Here is a 17641-nt window from a genome sequence, read left to right as displayed (position 1 = left end):
GTCAACTCCTCATCGTGCCGATCCGGGTCGCCAGTCGTAGATGACCGACGTACGCAGGACGATGTCCTGCACAGAGTGCTGACGGCCGCCGGCGCACAACAGCAGTCCGAGCGGGAACAGAACACAGAACAGGGCCCGCAGCAGCGCCACAAGGAGACCCGGCCGGGCACCACCACGGCCAACGACCCTGAGTCCCATCAGATGGCAGCCGTAGGTCCGTCCGGTGATCGACCAGGCGACGAAGAGATAGCCGGCCAGAACCAGCAGTACCGTCGCCACGCTCGGCAGCGGGGATGCCTCACTGAACTGGAAGTCCCGCGGGCGGACGAGAAACCTCAGCCCGTTGACGCCCACATAGCCGGCCAGTACCGCTACCACCACGACGACACCGTCGACGACACCGGCGACCGATCTGGTCACAAGTCCTGCTCGCCGTCCCTGGTACTGCTGCGCCTCCCGCGGGACGAGCGACACCGGCTCGTGCGTTCTCATGGTTGCGGCGGCGTCATCTCGGGTTCGGCCCGGGTGCGCCGCAGCCTCAGCCGGGCCACCACCCGGCCCACCGCCTCATCGCCGGAGATGCCTTGCAGGCGTACGCCGCGGACAGTGTCGGACGCAACAGATCCGGTGGACTGCCGGATCATCTCGGCGAGATCGACCTCCGCGATGACCCCCTCCGCCAGCCCGGCCATGTCGATCCGCGCCAGCACCTCTGCCGCCACCGCGGGAACCATCCGGTCCAGCACGACCGACAGCTGGCGCTCCAACTCGGTACGTCCTCGGCCACCGCGCCTGGCCAGACCTTCCAGCCAGGTGGCCGGCTGGTACCGCTCCGCCAGCATGGGCGGCCGAAGGACCACGACGGCGACCGGGCTGAGAACTCCTCCGACCCGGCGTCCGACCGGGCTGACAACTCCCCCGACCCGGCGTCCGACCAACTGCGCCACGGCCGCCGCCAGCGCGGCGGCACCGACGGCCGCGTCGAGCATGACGATCGCGTCCTGGCTCGCCGGGGGCGCATCAGGCGGGTTCTCGGACTGCTCTGAAGTACCCACGCGACCATGCTCCGTCCCGACGCCGGGCGCCACCTCATCCATGGTGAGGGAGACCACCGGACCGGCGGTCGGAATCAGTTCACGGCGGGTCAGCGCTCGGCCTCGGTCCGGGCAGCGGCGGCGACGCGGTAGTCGGCGATCGGGCGATAGCGATCGTAGAGGGTGGTGAGGACGCTGAACAGGAGGACGAAGAACAGCGCGTCCGTCAGGTGCAGCCGGCCCGGGCCCCGGGACAGCAGCACGTCGGCCAGCACCACGAGTACGACGTTCGTCGCGAAGACGATCCCGAACGAGACCACAACCGAGTTCCACGAATAGCCGCGCTTCGCGGCCCACAGGCCGAGCGCGGCGTTGATCACCACGAAGACCGCGATCCCGAGGAACAGTTCCAGGTTGTTCGACTCGACGCCTGGCAGCACCTCGCCGTAGATCACGCTGATCAGGCCGATCAGGAAGGTCTTCTCCAGCGTTGTCGTATCGAACACCTTCCGGTGCGCGGCTTGGTAGGCGGCGCGCTGGCGGGCGTCGTCGATTCCCTCGGGCAGCGGATCGGCACGGAACCGCCAGTTCCAGTCGGCCGGACTCAGCCGCGGCCGGACCAAGAAGAACACGACCGCGAGCAGAACCAGCACAGCGACGACGAGCGTCGGGAGGAACCACGGAACGTCCCGGATCGTGTCGGTGAGGTCCAGCTGGGCGATGTGGATCCAGTACTCCTGCGGCAGCTTGACGAAGATCCAGATCGCAGCGGCGACGAGTACCCAGAACCGGAACCCGTACCGCAGCGGGTTCCGCCGGGTGCGCACCGCTTCGTAGGCGATGAAGAAGTACTCGAACGTGTTCGGGAACAGCAGGAGCAGCAGCCGGGCGCCGCTCAGCTCGAACGCGACGACACCGACCTGCCGGAAGAAGAACAGGAAGCGGCCGATCCGGACCGCGCCGTGGTTGGTCCAGTTCCGCAGACTCGCCAGATACGCGATGGAAAGGTAGAAGACGTCCATCGCCTTGTCGTAGCTCTGGTAGTTCGGCGGGTCGTATCCGAAGGTCTGGAAGATCGTCTGGTCGACGCCGTCGAGCAGGAGGCAGGCGATGATCGCCGGCAACGGGAACACCGGGATCAGCAGGGGCAGCGCGAAGCGCGCCAGAACCACACACCAGAACACGAACTCGACACTCATGTCAGAACTCCCCACTCCGGCGCATCCGGCGGGGGCGGCCGTCGGGATCGTAGACCAGCCTGTACAGCGGTTCGGCCCAGAGCGCCTGGAAGCGGGTCACGTGCTGCGTCTCGTGCGGACGGATGCTTCCGGCCGGACGCGGGCCCTTCCTGCCGCCGGCGTACCAGGACTCCAGATCCGCAGCGGTGCGCTGCCACAGCTCGAACCCCGTCAACAGGTCGAGCTGCGCCAGACTGGACCGCGGCCACCCGAGATGCTCCGACCACACCTCGAGCCGCAGGTCGCGGGCGAGCCGACGGGTGCCCTCAGCAACTAAATCCCGATCGTCGGGAGTCGCGTCCAGCACCGCGCAGGTGAGTTCGCTGTCGCTGGTCCAGGAGCGCCGGTTGAAGTTGTCCGAGCCGCAGGTGAACCACACGTCGTCCACGATGCAGATCTTTGCGTGCACGTAGATCGGTGCCCCCGCGGCATTCTCCAGGTTGTAGATCCCGACCCGGGAAGGCGCAGCCTCGCGCAGCAGCCGGACAGCGCGCAACTGCCCGAAGCGTTCCGGGGGGCCGCTCACCGGGCCGTCGGCATCCGGGTATCGCGGCACGACGATGATCACGCGGAGGTCGGGTGACCGCTCGAGGGCATCGCGGATCCCTGCCGCGATCAGCTCCGACCACAGGTACTGATCCTCCAGGTAGATCAATTTCCGGGCCTTGGCGAACGCCTTGCCGTAGGCTCGGGCGATGCTCCGCTCGCCCTGCGGCGCGAACGGGTAGCCAGGACGTTTGCGGGCGTACGTTCGCAGTACCTGTACGGCGTGCGGCCCGGCCGGCGGCGGATCGGGGAACTCCTCCGGCAGCGACTTCGGATGGCGCGGCATTCGCGCGAGTCGTTGCACCATCATCCGGTACGGCGTCCGCCGGTCGAGCGGATGACCGTCGTCCCAGCGCTCGATGAAGGTGCGGAGCAGATCGCCGACGACCGGTCCGCGGATCTCCAGCGCCGCGTCGTGCCAGGGCGTGCGGTCGCCGTACCTGCGATCCATCGGCGCCTGTTGCGGATCGCCCAGATGCTCGCCGTCGTCGCGACGCTGGTGGGACAGGTCGATGCCGCCGACGAACGCGACAGCCAGTTCTGCCCGGCCCTTGTGCCGGATCACGAACAGCTTCTGGTGGTGCGAGGACAGATGCCGGACCCGCTGGTCGAGCAGCACCTCCGCGCCGGCCTCGTTGAGCTTCGTCCCCAGCCGCTGGTTCTCCCGCGCGTTGAACCGCAGATGATCCGAGTGCGATCGCCAGAGCAGGCCCCTGACCTCGATTCCCGATCGGGCCAGATCAGCCAGCACGTGTCCGATCGTCGGACCGTCGGGCAGCAACTTCTCGTCCGAGTCGCCACGCCAGTCCGTGAAGTAGACCCGGTCTCCGGCCCGCAGCGCGCACAGTTCCTCGTACAGGCGACGGAAGTAGGTCGCCCCGTGGATCAGCGGCCGGACCAGGTTGCCGTCGACCCAGGAGCCGTCCACGTCTCCCACCCGGTCGATGTCCGTTCCGGGATTGCCGCGCTCGTCCGGTCGGAGGAACCATTCTCCGGCAGTGTCGTCGATCATCGTGAGCACCTGTTGCCTCATACGTCCGCGGTATCGCGGGAGAGGCCGCTGCGCTGACCGAGCTGTTCGAGATACCCGACCAGCACGCGGTGGAGCTGGTCCGCGCCGCGGATCGGCCGGTCGGGGATCACCAGGTCGGGCGGAGCCAGGAGCAGCGCCCGTCCCTGCCACCCGCCGAGTCCGCCGTGAGAGCCGACCAGACCCTCGAACGCGGAGACCTCGCCGGTGTCCAGGTCGACAGAGCTGTTCACATACAGGTCAGGTGCCTCGGGCATCGATACCGCTCGTAGCAGGTCTGTCGAGGCATACGGCCCGAACGGCGCCAGCGGGTCGACGCCGGTCACCTTCGCGTCGGACAGCCGGTGTACACCCGACGGTCCGAGGGCCAGCGGCCCGTGCTCGGTGCTCATCACGGCGATGAAGCCGATTCCGTCGTGGTCCACGAGCCCGGGGATGAGAGCCGGCCAGCGAGCGGTGATCTCCTCCATCGTCAGCCGGCGTTCCTCGGCGGCGTACACCAGGCCGAGGTTGCCCGACCCGAGGACGACCAGCTCCGAACTAGTGGTGACCGTCGGCGGTGCGGCGCGGTCCTGCACCCGCAACGCCGCGTGATGGGCAACCCGTCCGGTGCCGGAGCCGCTGCCGGACAGATCCGCCAGGAGGCCGTTCAGGCGGCCCCAGCCCTCGACCGACTGCTCGACGGTTTCGACGCGTGCCGCGGTCAACTGCGAGCAGACCGCAGCCAGGTCGATCCCGTGCCGATCGGCGAAGATCGTCCCCTGGGACTGACCGTGGTCGGACAGGACGACGAGGCGGTACGGCCGCGGCGCCGCGGCGGCGACGGCCTCCAGACACCCCAGAACACGATCGAGCCGATCCAGCGTGCCAAGCGACTCCGGCCGCAAGGCGCCGGCGTGATGGGCCACCTCGTCGTAGTCGACATAGTCGACGTACACGACCCGCGTGCCGTGCATCATCTCCTCGGCCACCAGTGCGGTGTTGAGGTCGCGCAGTACGACGTTCGTCACCGCGCGCATGCCGGCGAACAGCCAGCCGCGTTCTCCTCTCGGGCGAACGTCGAGGCGGCGTTGCCGACGCGACTCGAACCTCTCCCGCGCGATCTCGGCCACCGCCCCGGCCAGGCTGCCGGCGAAACCGTCCGGCCGGGCCAGATACCAGGCAGCGCGGCGACGCGTGTCAGCCGAACCGCGCGAGAGCTCGATCTTGCTCATGGTCAGCACCGACCGCTTGGCGTCGCCGCTGAAGAGGTTGGAGATACTCACGCCGCCATCGGCCAGCAGACCGCGGCCGTCGGAGGCCCGGCGCTCGATCTCGGCCGCGTCAGCGGTCCGATTGGAGACCAGCACGCGCCCCAGGGCCCGGTCGTACCAACGGAAGGCGGGTACGCCGTCGATGCGGCCATGCAGGATCCCCAACTGACTGGCGGGCGTGGTGGGTGGCAGCACCGGCGTCCACTCCACCAGCCGATAGCCACCGTCACGGACCCAACGCGCCATGGTGGGCAGCGTGGCGGCGAGAAGTTTCCAGCGCAGAACCGGGAACGGCACGCCGTCGAGCTGTACGAAGATGACGCCGGGAGTCTCGGGATCGTCGACCGGTTTCTGCCGCCGCCTGGTCCGGCGGACGAGGGCCGCCGTGAAGGCTTCCGACGTACCAGAGGTGCACAGCCACGCGACGATCGTCGCCGTCGCCGCCGCGATCCACGCCGCGGCGAGCACGACCCAGAACGAGTCCGCCTCGACCCCCGGGATCAGTGTGAGCGCCACCGCGAGGATCACGGCCTGTCCGAGCACCGCCACGAGGAGTACCGCAAGCCATCCGACCGCGGCGCTCGCGGCGACGAGCAACGGGCGCACCAGCGCACCGACCAGCAACGTCGCCGCCGCCGAGGCGAGCAGCTGCGGGAACGACGAGAATCGCAGGCCGGACAGCACGGCGCCCGCGAGGGCCAGGGCCAGGACCGAGCTGACATAGGTCGCGACGATCCGGCCGAGATCTCCGGCGCGGACCAACGGCGTGGACACGGTGGCGCAGCCCTCACCTACGGAGGGCACGCGGACGCGTCAGCGCCCAGATGATCCACACGTCGAGGGCGATCAGCAGCAGCGCCCAGAACGGCTGATACGGAATGAAGAAGAAGTTGTCGATCGCGCTCAGCACCACCAGGAAGAGCGCGACGACACCGGCCCAGACCGCTCGGGAGAACAGTCCGATCCCGGTCGCGATGAGCGCCAGGCCGATGATCAGGTGGATCCAGCCCCAGGCGGTGATGTCCAGATCGAAGGCGTAGCCCCTGACCCGCACGAAGTACTCGTCGTTGATGATCGCGGCCAGGCCTGCGACGACCTGGAAGCCACCGATCATCAGCAGCATCGTGGCGGCGAAGGCGACTCCGCTCATCACCCAGCCCGAGTCGGCCTGCGACTCGATACCGCGGTCGTCGGTCATCTGTGTCCACCTCTCCTGCCCGGGCCTGCCCGGTCCTCGACGGACGTCGAGTGCGCGTCGACAGTAGGACCGCGCCGGCCGTCGTTGCGTCACCCTTGGCGGACGACATCCGGGCCCGGTCCGCGGTCGTGGCGAAGGATCATCCCAGGTGGGTGATGCCGGCCCGGGACGATCTGAGCGATCTTCGAAGCCCAGGCCGGTCGGGACAGGGAGGTTGCGACGATGTCCGCAGGCTCCACGGACTCCCCCGACGGCAGAGTGCCGGCAGCCGACGCCCCGGCTCCCCCTGGGACGCTGCCGCGCGGAGTTGTCGTCCTACTCGGCACCGCGGCCGCGGTCGTGACGGCCGCCGGGATACGCAGCTTCGCGGAGATCGTCGGTCCTGTCTTCCTCGCGCTCGTCCTCACGATCGCGGTGAGTCCACTGCGCCGGTCGCTGCTCAGGCGAGGGGTCAAGGGGTGGTTGGCCGGCCTGATCGCACTCGTGGTCGTGAACGCCTTCTTGCTCGGCGTCGCGGCGATGCTGGCCTTCTCGGTCGCTCAGCTGGCGGGCCTTCTGCCCACCTATCAGGAGAAGTTCGCCGAACTGGTCGCGGATACCCGCGGCTGGCTGGCCGACCGCGGCGTGGGCCCGGAACAACTCGAGGCCGCGCTGCGGAAGTTCGACCTCGGGAAGCTCTTCGACACCCTGCAGGGCTGGCTGAGCGGACTCCTGGGGATCTTCTCCGTCCTGGCCTTCATCGTCGCCGTTCTGTTCTTCATGGGCATCGACGCCGTGGACTTCCCGGACCGCCTGAGGCGGGCGGCACAGGTCAAACCAGACGTCATTACCGCCCTGATCGGCTTCACGCGAAGTACGACGCGCTACCTGATCGTCTCCACCGTCTTCGGGGTGATCGTGGCAGCGTTCGACGTCGCGGTCCTCTACGTGCTGGACATCCCGCTGCCCTGGCTGTGGGGACTGCTCGCCCTCATCACCAACTACATACCGAACGTCGGATTCTTCATCGGGGTGATCCCGCCCGCGCTGCTGGCACTTCTCGACCAGGGCTGGGGCGCCTTGTTGTGGGTGATCGTGGCGTACAGCGTGATCAACTTCATCATCCAGTCGATCATCCAGCCGAAGGTCGTCGGCGACACGGTCGGGCTGTCCACGACCCTGACCTTCCTCTCCCTGGTCTTCTGGGCCTGGCTCCTCGGCCCGCTGGGCGCCGTACTGGCCATTCCGCTGTCGCTGCTGGTCAAGGCCCTGCTCCTCGACGCCGCCCCCTCCACCCACTGGCTCGCCGGCCTCATCTCCGGCGGCCCACTCCCCGAAGAGACTCCGCCGGCAGAGCCGGCGGAGCTCCCCCCGGACGAAGTCGCCGCCGAACAAGTCGGATGAGGAGATCGTCATGTGGCGCTCAGTGTTGCTGCACGAGTTCGCGGATGGCGACATCCGATCCTTTCAAGGCCTACCCGGCAGCTTGTCACCGGGCTCGCTCGCGCTGAGTCCGTCCGGAGACACCATGCTGATCGCACCGGGCCGCGGTCTCCACTACGTCCTCGAAACTCCCCTTCTCGATGTGATCGGGGTCAGCTGCCTCGTGCGGTTCAGGCACCCGGGTCGAGCCGTCAGCTCGTCGGTGCCGATCCTCTGCCTCGGCGACGAGTTCGTCCTGGGTCTCGAACCGTTGACCACGTTCCAGGCGCTGGTCCGCGTCCGGGTCCACCGGGTCTGGCACGACATCGGCCAGCTGCCGAACCCCAGTTCGCGCTTCGCGGAACTGAGATTCGACTGGCACACCAGCGGCAAGACGTACTTTCGCGTGGACGGGCGGCTGGTCGGCTACCACGATGCTCTGAGTCGGGGGTCCCGGCTGACCATCGAGGATGTCGCCTTCGGCTCGCCACAGTCGCTGGCCGGCTCGTCCGACCCGCACTATCAGCTGGGCGAGTTCTCCGTCCGCGTCCTCAGCCGCCACCCGCGCTGGCCGCGGCGGAAGCCCTGACGTCCCCGGCCTCCCGAGGGAGTCAGAGATCGACGCCGCGGGCCTGTGTGATGGACCAGATGATCCACACGCTGAGCCCGATCACCACCAGCGACCACGCCGGCTGGTAGGGAATGAAGAAGAAGTAGTCCAAGGCGATCAGGCCCGCGATGACGATCGCGACTGTTCCCGCCCAGGCCTTGCTGGTGAAGACGCCGCCCGCGACCAGGATGGCGCCGATCCCCAGCACCAGATGGATCCAGCCCCACCCGACGGTGGACAGGTCGAACGCGTAGCGCCGGCTGACGACCAGATAGTCGTCGTCGAGGATCGCGGCCAGCCCGGCGACGGTCGAGAACGTGCCGATGATGAGCAGGGTGAACCCGGCGAACGCGATGCCGCCCACCGCCCCGCTCGGGACATGCTTGCGTGAGTCCGTGCTGTCCAGGTCGTTGTACGTCATCGTGCCGGCCCTCCTGGTCATCCTGCTTCCTCCACGACGATGCCCGCCGGGCCCGCGCACCGCATCGTCCCTCGAGGGTGAGATGCCGACGGTGCCCGGCTACTGCAGACCTGTGCGGCGTTCGCGCGTCGCCGCGCGCGCTGCGCCGCCCAGCAGGGTGCCGATGGCGATCCCGACGGCGAGGTTGATCAAACCCGTCGCGATCTTCGACGACGTCGACCCGTTGGTCACGAAGGGGGCGAGCGCTGCCGCCACGGTGGCCAGCATGATGATCCAGTTGAAGAACTGCTGGGGCCTGGGCGTGGAGATCAGCAACAGATGCAGCAGGCCGGTGGCGATCAGCGCGGCGAGACCGCAGTAGATCGCGTACTTCCCCGTGTCCGCGTCTCCCCAGGTGCCCTCGCCCTCGGGTGCGAGAACGGGTACGCCGAAGACGCCGCGAGCGATCAGGATGCCGACAACCGCGATGAGTGCGGAGACGACGGCCGTGGCCGCGCCGCCGGCCCACAGCCGGCCGCCTGCTACCGCGTTCGCGTCGCCTTGCGTGGGGTGAACTGTCATGACAGCTGCTCCTTGTCACTCGGTTGCGATGGTGGCCAGCGGCGGAGCGCCAGCCGCTCGGTCAACCGCCCGAACAGCGCTCCTACGGCCGCCCCGACCAGGACGTCGCTCGGGTAGTGCACACCCGTGTACACGCGGGAGAACGCGACGACCGACGCCATCACCCGCAGCGCCGGCCGGAGCCCGGGCAGAAGGCCTCCGACGGCGACGGCGAAGGCCGCCGCGGACGCGGAGTGCCCGGACGGAAAGGATCCCGAGGAGGGCATCCGCACCCACCGCTGCACCGGTACGCCGAGGCCGGGCCGATCGGGCCGGAGGCGTCGCCCCGCCAGCTTCTTGATCGGCTGGTTCACGACGAGGGACGTCGCGCCGATCGCGGTGAGCCCCGACAACGCGGCGCGCCGGCCGCGCGGACCGCCGCACAGTGCGACGGCGCCGGCCACCAGGAACCACAGCTTGGAGAAGTTGGCGAGATCGGACACCCGCCTCAGTGGCTCGTCCAGGACCGGCGTCGACAGCCGCGCCACTTTTCGGTAGACGGCACGGTCGTAGCCGGCGATACGGTGCGAGTCGGTCACGCAGCGGCTTCCGTCATCCTGTGGGTCCGGCCCTCGTTCAGGTCCATCACGGACTCCCGGGAGCTGAACTTGCCGGCGTCCGGTGGTCCCGGCCGAGGGCGATGCGCACCAGCTCGGCCAAGCCGTCCCGAAGGCCCTCGGGAGCCCGCGCCGACGGCGATGAACCGGGGTGATGGTGCGCGATACGCACCCGGAGAACTCCGGGCCGGATCCGGAACCGCAGTGGTGTGTCGAGGACGAGCGCCTCCCCGTCGATGCCGGCAGGCAGTTGGCGATCCGCATCGACCTCGAAGGTCGGAGCCGACCACTCGCGCCAAGGACGCTGACGGTGCCCTTGATCGCCACCCGTGGACGCCCCCATGACGGTGATGCCGAGTACGCCGTCGTCGATGCGCGGACGGGTGCCGGAGCCAACCGCACGACCGAGTCGGTACCGGTTGTTGGACACGAGGACGGCCGCGCCACCGCGGTGTCCGTCACCGCCCGGCCCGGTCCAGCGCATGTCGAGCTGGCTACCACCGGCACCGAGCGCGTCCGGCACGGTGTCGAGAATGGTCCGGATCTTGGCGGCGCGGTACCCGGTGCGCTGCACCGCCTCGGCGTACAGGCCGAGCGACACGTTGTTGACGAACACCCGGCCGTTGACCTCGGCGAGGTCCACCAGCCGCTCGCCGCCGTCGACGAAGGCATCCAGGGCACCGACCACATCGTCACGGTCGACCCCGAGGTCGAGCGCGAAGTGGTTGCGCGTACCCGCGGGTATGCAGGCGTAGGGCAGCGAGAGTTCGGCGGCGATCGCGGCGACGATCGCCTGCGATCCGTCCCCGCCGGCCATCGCGAGCCCGTCAGCACCCCTGGCGACCGCACCGCGGACCAGGGTTTCGAGCTCGTCCCCGCCCGTCAGCTCGATCGGCTCGATCCCGCGGTCGCGCGCCTCCTTGGCGATCGCGAAGCGTGCGGCCTTCCCCCCGCCGGAGCGTGGATTGAAGAACAGCACCGGATGCTTCGGGGCCGGCACCCGCGACAGATCCACGTGGGCGACGAAGCTGGCTCGAGTCGCCGCCAGGGTCACCAGGAGCCCCACCACGACGAACAGATCGACGCCGAACTTCCCACCCGCGACGACAAAGATCACCGCACCGGCAAGCGCCAACGCGGCCACGGCCAGCCCCACCACGCGCGCGATCCCTCGTCGCAACAGGCCGAACCACGCCGCGACAGCGGCGATCACGACGCAGGCCAGCACACCGAGCCCGCGCGGAAACTGACTCACGGCGACCGCCACGGCAAGCACGACCGTCGCCGCTCCAACCACCAGCGCCACAACCGCCGCCATCCGGCGCCTCACGAGTTCCACCGCATCGGCCCGCCTCAGAATCTCCGCTTGGGCGCCGAGTCCCGGCGCCAGGCCCATCCTGTGCGGCCCGCACCCTCGAGGCATCCCACACCCGGGATGATCCGTCCCCGGACCGGCCCCGATCGCCGGCCTGATCCTCCCTGCGGGGTGATGCGGCGACCCCGGGTTCTGCTGAATCGTCGGCGGAGTACGCGGATCGCAGGGTGGGGACCGGGCTCGTCCGACGAGCCGGGGCCGGCGACGGCGAGAAGGGCGGCCGATCATGCCAACGACTGTTGAACACTTGACTCTGGACGAGCGCAGCGCACGCGGTCTGGCGGCGCGCGCGCGAGCCAATCCGGACAGTCACACCGGGTGGACTCCCGCCCCCGACCGGCCGGACCCGGTGGCGCTCATCGAGGAGCAGAACCTGCGGCGTGACGCGGACCTGCTCCCGGTGCGGCACGGCCGGATGATGGCATCACCGTTCACGTTCTACCGCGGTGCTGCCAAGATCATGGCCACGGACCTCGCCGGGACTCCAACCTCCGGTCTCGAGGTGCAACTGTGTGGTGACGCGCACCTGTCGAATTTCGGTGTCTTCGCCTCACCGGAGCGGTCGCTGGTGTTCGACATCAACGACTTCGACGAGACCCTTCCGGGGCCCTTCGAGTACGACGTCAAACGGCTGGCAGCCAGCCTCACGGTAGCCGCCTACAACAACGGCTGCTCGGAGTCCGACGCGCGGGCGATCACCAAGGACGCGGTCGCGACCTACCGGGAGACGATGGCCGAGTTCGCGTCGATGAAGACTCTCGACGTGTGGTACGCCCACACCTCCGAGGACGAGATCAAACAGTCGGTCACCGCTTTCCTGGCCGATGCCAAGGGCAAGGGCAAGCACAAGGGCAAGGGCAAGGGCAAGCACAGCGGCGACGCGGACGACACCACCAGCATGACGGGCAAGCAGCGCAAAGAGGCCACGAAGCGGTTCGAGAAGAACGCGCAGAAGGCCCACTCCCGCAACAGCGACCAGGCGCTGTCCAAGCTCGGCGAGGAGGTCGACGGCCGCTACCGCATCACCAGCGCCCCGCCCGTGATCGTCCCCGCCCGTGACCTCCACACGGCGTACGGCATCAAGCCCGGAGAGCTCGAAGACGTCGTCTTCGACCTGTTCCGGGACTACCGTTCCACCCTTCGGCCTGACGTCCGGCAACTGCTGGAGCGCTTCGAGATCATCGACTGGGCCCGGAAGGTCGTCGGCGTCGGCAGTGTCGGAACCCGGGCGTTCATCGTCTTGCTGCAGGGCCGTGACCGCGGCGATCCGCTGTTCCTCCAGGTCAAGGAAGCCACCAGGTCCGTGCTCGAAGGACCCCTGCGCAAGAGCGCGTACAAGCAGCCGGGCGAGCGGGTGGTCCAGGGCCAGCGCTTGATGCAGGCGAGCAGCGACATCTTCCTCGGCTGGTCCAGAGGGGTGCAGGCCGATCGCTACTACTACTGGCGCCAACTGCGCGACATGAAGGGCTCCGCGCTGGTGGAGCTGATGGCGCCCGCGACACTGGCTTTCTACGCCCGCACCTGCGGATGGACCCTCGCCCGCGCGCACGCACGATCGGGTGACGCGGTGTCCATCGCTGCCTATCTCGGCGACGATGATGCCTTCGACCTGTCGATCACCGACTTCTCCGAGCGGTACGCCGCCCAGAACGAGCAGGACTTCGCAGACTTCACCAATGCGATCAGCACGCACCGGATCGAAGCCATCCAGCAAGTCTGACCGGGGACGACGGCATGAAACTGGTCCCCGAGTCGCTGCGTGGCTACCAGCGGGCCTGGCTGACACGCGACGTCATCGCCGGCCTGACACTGTCGGCGGTGGCGATCCCCGAGGTGATGGGCTACACGTCCATCGCGGGTACGCCGATCGTGACCGGGCTCTACACCATCATCTTCCCCACGCTCGTCTTTGCCCTGCTGGGCTCCTCGCGGCTGCTCGTGGTCGGCGCGGACTCGGCCACCGCCGCGGTGCTCGCCGCGGGCCTGACTGGTCTCGGCATCGCCGGGGTGACCCCTGGATCGCCCGACTGGCTCGCCTTCACGAGCCTGACAGCGCTCGTCTGCGGGGTGCTGCTGATCGTGGCGCGGCTGCTGCGGCTGGGCTTCATCGGGGACTTCCTCAGCGCGTCGGTACTGATCGGGTTCCTCACCGGTGTGGGCGTCCAGGTGCTGTCAGGGCAGATCCCTGACGTGCTCGGCATCCCGAAGGGCAAGGGCGGCTGGTTCGAACAGCAGTGGCACTGGATCACCTCACTGTCCTCGATCCAGCTCGGCACCTTCGCCTTCGGCCTGAGCACGATCGTGATCATTCAGCTCTTCAAACGCTTCATCCCGGTCGTCCCGGGTGCCATCGTCGCCGTCGTACTGCTGACTGCCGTCTCCGCCTTGACCGACGCGCACGCGCACGGCGTGGTCGTGGTGGGTGCCGTCCAAGGCGGCTTCCCACCGCTCGGCCTACCGTCGGCAACCTCGTGGTCGGACATCACCGAGGTGCTGCCGACCGCCCTGTCCTGCTTCGTCCTGATCATCGCCCAGAGCGCCGCCTCCTCCCGCAGTTTCGCGTTCAAGCACGGAGATGCGGTCGACATCAACCGGGACATCGTGGGGCTCAGCGGCGCCAGTCTCGCCGCCGGCCTGAGCGGCACCTTCGTGGTCAACGGCAGCCCGACCAAGACGCAGATCCTGGACGAGCAGAAAGGACGTACCCAGCTCGCCAACATCACGATGGCAGCTGTCGTGCTGCTGTTCACGCTGTTCTTCACCGGGTTGCTGGCGGACATGCCCACCGCGGTGCTCGCCGGTATCGTCTTCCTCATCGGGCTCAGCCTGGTCGACCTGCCGGGCCTGCAGCGCTTGTGGCGGCGACGCCGGAACGAGTTCGTGGTGGCTCTGGTCACTGCCGTCACCGTCTTCGCCGTCGGCGTCGAGCAGGGCATCATCCTCGCCATCGTGCTCTCGCTGCTCGACCTCGTCCGGCGGCAGTACAAGCCGGGCGACTACGTCATCGGTCAGGACCAGGCCGGCGAACCGACCTACCTGCCGGCTCTGCCCGGCGCGCAGAGCCTGCCCGGGCTCGTCGTCTTCCGCTACGACGCAGAGCTCTTCTACGCCAACGCAAACCGCTTCGCCGACCACCTCGAGGCGGTGATCTCCGCCGCTCCCGACCCCGTCCGCTGGGTAGCGCTGGACTGCGGGGCGATCGACGACATCGACTACTCGGCCGGCGTGACGCTGGCCAACCTCGTCGGGTACAGCCAGGCTCACCACGCCCGCTTCGTGCTCGTCCGGCCCGATACCCGGCTGCTGGCGACGCTCCGGGCGTACCGGACCCTGGACGCGATCGGCGAGGACAACATCTTCCCGACCCTCGCGGAGGTCTTCCGCGCCTACCGGGCCGAACCGGATCCGATGCCTGCGCCGACTCAGGGGCCGGCAGACCCCGCCCATTAGTGCGCCGCGATGGTCCCTGGAGAGGAGAAGAGACTCATGAGCGAGATCGGCATGGCAGCGTCTTCGGCGACTGGAGTCGAGGGAGCGCCGTACACGCTAGCGGCTGGGATGGTGGTTGCCGCGGCCGGCTCCGATGCCGATGAAGGGCTCGCGGGAGCGGAGGCGACGAACCGGCTCTCGTCGTACGGCCCGAACGAGATCGCCGCCGAGAAGCCACCCTCGATCTGGGCCGTCGCGGTTCAGCAGCTGCGCGACCCGATGAACCTCATGCTGGTCGCCGTCGTGGTCGTCAGCCTGCTGATCGGAGAGCTCTCGACCGGCATCATCGTCGCCCTGCTCATCCTGCTGAACGTCGGCCTGGGAACCCGCCAGGAGTTGACCGCACGGGCGAGCGTCGATGCCCTGTCCAACTTGCAGGTACCGCAGGCGCGGGTGGTCCGCGACGGCGAGGTGGCGATGATCGCGGCCACGCAGGTGGTTCCGGGCGACATCGTCCAGGTCGAGGCAGGCGACATCGTGCCCGCCGACGGTCGTATCGTCCGATCCGCGACGCTCGAGGCGCAGGAGGCCGCGCTGACCGGAGAGAGTGCGCCGATCGCCAAGGGCACCGGCGCGCTGGCGTCGGCCGACGTCGGCCTGGGCGACCAGACCAACATGTTGTTCCAGAGCACCTCCGTGACCCGTGGCACGGGCACGATCGTGGTCACCGCGACCGGGATGCAGACACAGATGGGCCGGATCGCGACGATGCTGACCTCGGTGACGCGCACCCGGTCACCGCTCCAGCGGGAGCTGGACTCGCTGACGAAGGTCCTCGGACTCGTTGCCTGGGGATCGGTTGCGCTGATCGTGGTGGTCGGCCTGATCCGTGGGACGCCGGCCAAGGACCTGCTGCTGCTCGGCACCGCCATGGCCATCTCGGCGATACCGACCGGCATGCCGGCGTTCGTCTCGGGCCTTCTCTCGCTCGGTGCGAAGCAGCTGGCCGAGGCGAAAGCCGTGGTGAAGAACCTCACCGACGTCGAGACTCTCGGTGCGACGAGCGTGATCAACACCGACAAGACCGGGACACTCACGCTGAACCAGATGATGGTCTCGACGCTGTACGCGAGCGGGACGTGGTTCACCGTGGACGGGGAGGGATACCGCAAGAGCGGCGCGATCCGTTCGGTGGCAGGTGGTCCGGTGCCCGACTTCACCCGGCTCGGCCTCGGGCTGGCCCTCGACAGCGACGCGGTCGTCGGCGACGACGGGTCCGTGATCGGCGACCCGACCGAGGCGGCGCTGGTGGTGCTGGCCGCGAAGCTCGGTGTCGACGCGGACGAGACGCGGCGTACCTACCCACGACTGTCGGAGGTCCCGTTCGATTCCGAGTACAAGTTCATGGCGACGTTCCACCGGGTCACGGTCGACGGCGTCGAGCAGGTCATCGAGCTGATCAAGGGCGCGCCCGACGTCGTTCTCGCGCGCTGCAGCCACGCGGGCGGACCGCTCAGCGGCTCGCAGGTCCCGATCGCGGAGTTGCAGGACGGCATCGCCGAGGCCAACGAACGGATGGGCCACAAGGGTCTGCGCATCCTCGCGTTCGCGGCCCGCCTTGTCGCCGACCACGAGCTGACCACGATGACCGACGATCCCATGTCCCTGACCGAAGGGCTCTCGTTCGTCGGGTTGGCCGGAATCATCGACCCGCTGCGCGCGGAGGCCAAGAGCGCGGTCGGTACGGCGCTCACCGCCGGCATCGACGTACGCATGATCACCGGTGACCATGCGGTCACGGCGCAGGCGATCGGCGAGGAGCTGGGCCTCGGTCCCGGAGCGATCAGCGGCACGGAGCTGGTGACGCTCACCGACGAGGAACTGAAACACCACATGCCCGAACTGCACGTGTTCGGACGGGTCACCCCCCAGGACAAACTGCGCCTCGCCAGGGTCATGCAGGAGCAGGGCATGATCGTCGCGATGACCGGTGACGCGGTGAACGATGCGGCTGCCCTCAAACAGGCCGACATCGGGGTGGCGATGGGAAGCGGCAGCGAGGTCACCAAGCAGGCCGCGCGGATGGTGCTCACCGACGACAACTTCGGCACCCTCGTCCATGCAGTGGAGATCGGGCGGCGCGTCTACGACAAGGTCGTCTCGTACGTGCGGTACCAGATGACGCAACTGCTGGCGCTCGTCTTCCTCTTCCTCGCCGCCACCGTGTTCGACATCAACGACGGGGTGGCGATGACTCCGCCGATGGTGCTTTTCCTGTTGTTCTTCGCCACGGCTGTCGGTGTCGTGATCATCGCCGTCGACCCCGGCGATCCCGACGTCATGCATCGTCCACCGCGCGACGCCGGCGTACCGATCACGAACCGGAGCGCCGTGATCAGGTGGATCTGCTACGCGCTGGTGCTCTTCGTCGTCACCTTGCTGCCCCTGGTCGCGGGGCCGGACGAGCTGAGTACGACGCACGGCACCGTGTCGATGACGATGACCTTCGTGGTGATGGGGCTCGGGACCATCTTCAACGCCGTGGTCAACCGTCGCGACCCGACCAGCGGTGTGACAGCACCGATCGTGAAGGCCCTGGCGATCGGCCTGATCCCCGTCGTTCTGATCTTCCTGGCGACCCAGCTCCCGACGATCCAGAGTGGGCTGCTCACCGTCTCGCTCTCCCCGCGCCAGTGGCTCACCTGCGTCGGCCTGGCCGCGATTCTTCCGATCGTCGTCGAGGTGGCCAAGGTGGTCAGGAGGCGTGGGCAGCAGCAGCGTACGGCGCTCGGGCCCGAGCACGCCGTCGCGCCGGCCCGTGCCTGGAGCGCGCCTGGCGCCTAGGTCCCCGCCGGCGCCGACATTCCGGCTCGTCCGCGTGGGGTGATGCACAACGTTCCCCCGGGCGGTCGACTGGTGTCGGCCGGTGACTGCGAAGGCAGGAGAGAG

At 68.6% G+C, this 17641-nt stretch carries 15 protein-coding genes; 5 read left to right on the top strand and 10 right to left on the bottom strand.

Going from position 1 to position 17641, the window contains the following annotated elements; translation table 11 throughout:
* Nucleotides 1-9: 9 nt before the first annotated feature.
* The 6 genes from ACIA58_RS23100 to ACIA58_RS23075 all read right to left on the bottom strand — a co-directional run bounded on the left by ACIA58_RS23100 (nt 10) and on the right by ACIA58_RS23075 (nt 6299).
* Nucleotides 10-492: an RDD family protein gene (locus tag ACIA58_RS23100; RefSeq protein WP_396405816.1), complete on the bottom strand. Its 483-nt coding sequence runs from the start codon at nt 490-492 to the stop codon at nt 10-12.
* On the bottom strand, nt 489-1055 hold the full coding sequence (locus tag ACIA58_RS23095; protein WP_396405815.1) for a hypothetical protein: 567 nt from the start codon (nt 1053-1055) through the stop codon (nt 489-491). The genes ACIA58_RS23100 and ACIA58_RS23095 overlap by 4 nt, the downstream gene beginning before the upstream one ends.
* Nucleotides 1056-1144: 89 nt before the next feature.
* The gene (locus ACIA58_RS23090; protein ID WP_396405814.1) at nt 1145-2233 is read right to left on the bottom strand and encodes a hypothetical protein; all 1089 of its coding nucleotides are present in this window, start codon (nt 2231-2233) and stop codon (nt 1145-1147) included.
* A 1-nt stretch (nt 2234) separates the two neighbouring features.
* On the bottom strand, nt 2235-3830 hold the full coding sequence (locus ACIA58_RS23085) for a phospholipase D family protein (RefSeq protein WP_396405813.1): 1596 nt from the start codon (nt 3828-3830) through the stop codon (nt 2235-2237).
* 17 nt (nt 3831-3847) lie between these two features.
* The gene (locus tag ACIA58_RS23080; RefSeq protein ID WP_396405812.1) at nt 3848-5875 is read right to left on the bottom strand and encodes an alkaline phosphatase family protein; all 2028 of its coding nucleotides are present in this window, start codon (nt 5873-5875) and stop codon (nt 3848-3850) included.
* 13 nt (nt 5876-5888) lie between these two features.
* Nucleotides 5889-6299, bottom strand: a complete 411-nt coding sequence (locus ACIA58_RS23075; RefSeq protein ID WP_396405811.1) for a hypothetical protein — start codon at nt 6297-6299, stop codon at nt 5889-5891.
* A gap of 222 nt (nt 6300-6521) precedes the next feature.
* Between ACIA58_RS23075 and ACIA58_RS23070 the strand changes: the two genes are divergently transcribed.
* Nucleotides 6522-7682, top strand: coding sequence for an AI-2E family transporter (locus ACIA58_RS23070; protein ID WP_396405810.1), 1161 nt, complete (start codon nt 6522-6524; stop codon nt 7680-7682).
* A gap of 10 nt (nt 7683-7692) precedes the next feature.
* The gene (locus ACIA58_RS23065; protein ID WP_396405809.1) at nt 7693-8289 is read left to right on the top strand and encodes a hypothetical protein; all 597 of its coding nucleotides are present in this window, start codon (nt 7693-7695) and stop codon (nt 8287-8289) included.
* Nucleotides 8290-8311: 22 nt separating this feature from the next.
* On the opposite strand, the gene ACIA58_RS23060 is transcribed toward ACIA58_RS23065, so the two are convergent.
* The 4 genes from ACIA58_RS23060 to ACIA58_RS23045 all read right to left on the bottom strand — a co-directional run bounded on the left by ACIA58_RS23060 (nt 8312) and on the right by ACIA58_RS23045 (nt 11206).
* Nucleotides 8312-8752, bottom strand: a complete 441-nt coding sequence (locus tag ACIA58_RS23060) for a hypothetical protein (RefSeq protein ID WP_396405808.1) — start codon at nt 8750-8752, stop codon at nt 8312-8314.
* Nucleotides 8753-8830: 78 nt separating this feature from the next.
* Nucleotides 8831-9292, bottom strand: coding sequence for a DUF6069 family protein (locus ACIA58_RS23055; RefSeq protein ID WP_396405807.1), 462 nt, complete (start codon nt 9290-9292; stop codon nt 8831-8833).
* Nucleotides 9289-9870 carry a phosphatase PAP2 family protein gene (locus ACIA58_RS23050; RefSeq protein ID WP_396405806.1) on the bottom strand — a complete coding sequence of 194 codons (582 nt, stop codon included), beginning with the start codon at nt 9868-9870 and terminating at the stop codon, nt 9289-9291. The genes ACIA58_RS23055 and ACIA58_RS23050 overlap by 4 nt, the downstream gene beginning before the upstream one ends.
* A gap of 46 nt (nt 9871-9916) precedes the next feature.
* Nucleotides 9917-11206: a diacylglycerol/lipid kinase family protein gene (locus ACIA58_RS23045; protein WP_396405805.1), complete on the bottom strand. Its 1290-nt coding sequence runs from the start codon at nt 11204-11206 to the stop codon at nt 9917-9919.
* 283 nt (nt 11207-11489) lie between these two features.
* Here ACIA58_RS23045 and ACIA58_RS23040 point away from each other — a divergent pair, with 283 nt between their 5' ends.
* The 3 genes from ACIA58_RS23040 to ACIA58_RS23030 are packed head-to-tail and all read left to right on the top strand — an operon-like array spanning nt 11490 to nt 17536.
* The gene (locus tag ACIA58_RS23040) at nt 11490-12983 is read left to right on the top strand and encodes a DUF2252 domain-containing protein (RefSeq protein ID WP_396405804.1); all 1494 of its coding nucleotides are present in this window, start codon (nt 11490-11492) and stop codon (nt 12981-12983) included.
* A 14-nt stretch (nt 12984-12997) separates the two neighbouring features.
* Nucleotides 12998-14713, top strand: a complete 1716-nt coding sequence (locus ACIA58_RS23035) for a SulP family inorganic anion transporter (RefSeq protein ID WP_396405803.1) — start codon at nt 12998-13000, stop codon at nt 14711-14713.
* A gap of 36 nt (nt 14714-14749) precedes the next feature.
* Nucleotides 14750-17536: a cation-translocating P-type ATPase gene (locus ACIA58_RS23030; RefSeq protein ID WP_396405802.1), complete on the top strand. Its 2787-nt coding sequence runs from the start codon at nt 14750-14752 to the stop codon at nt 17534-17536.
* Nucleotides 17537-17641: the final 105 nt, after the last annotated feature.

Origin of the sequence: Kribbella sp. NPDC051586 (assembly GCF_044453965.1) — a bacterium.
In the GTDB taxonomy this organism is placed as follows: domain Bacteria; phylum Actinomycetota; class Actinomycetes; order Propionibacteriales; family Kribbellaceae; genus Kribbella.
The sequence above is the reverse complement of the archived record's forward strand: the minus strand, read 5'-3'. Positions and strand labels throughout refer to the sequence as shown.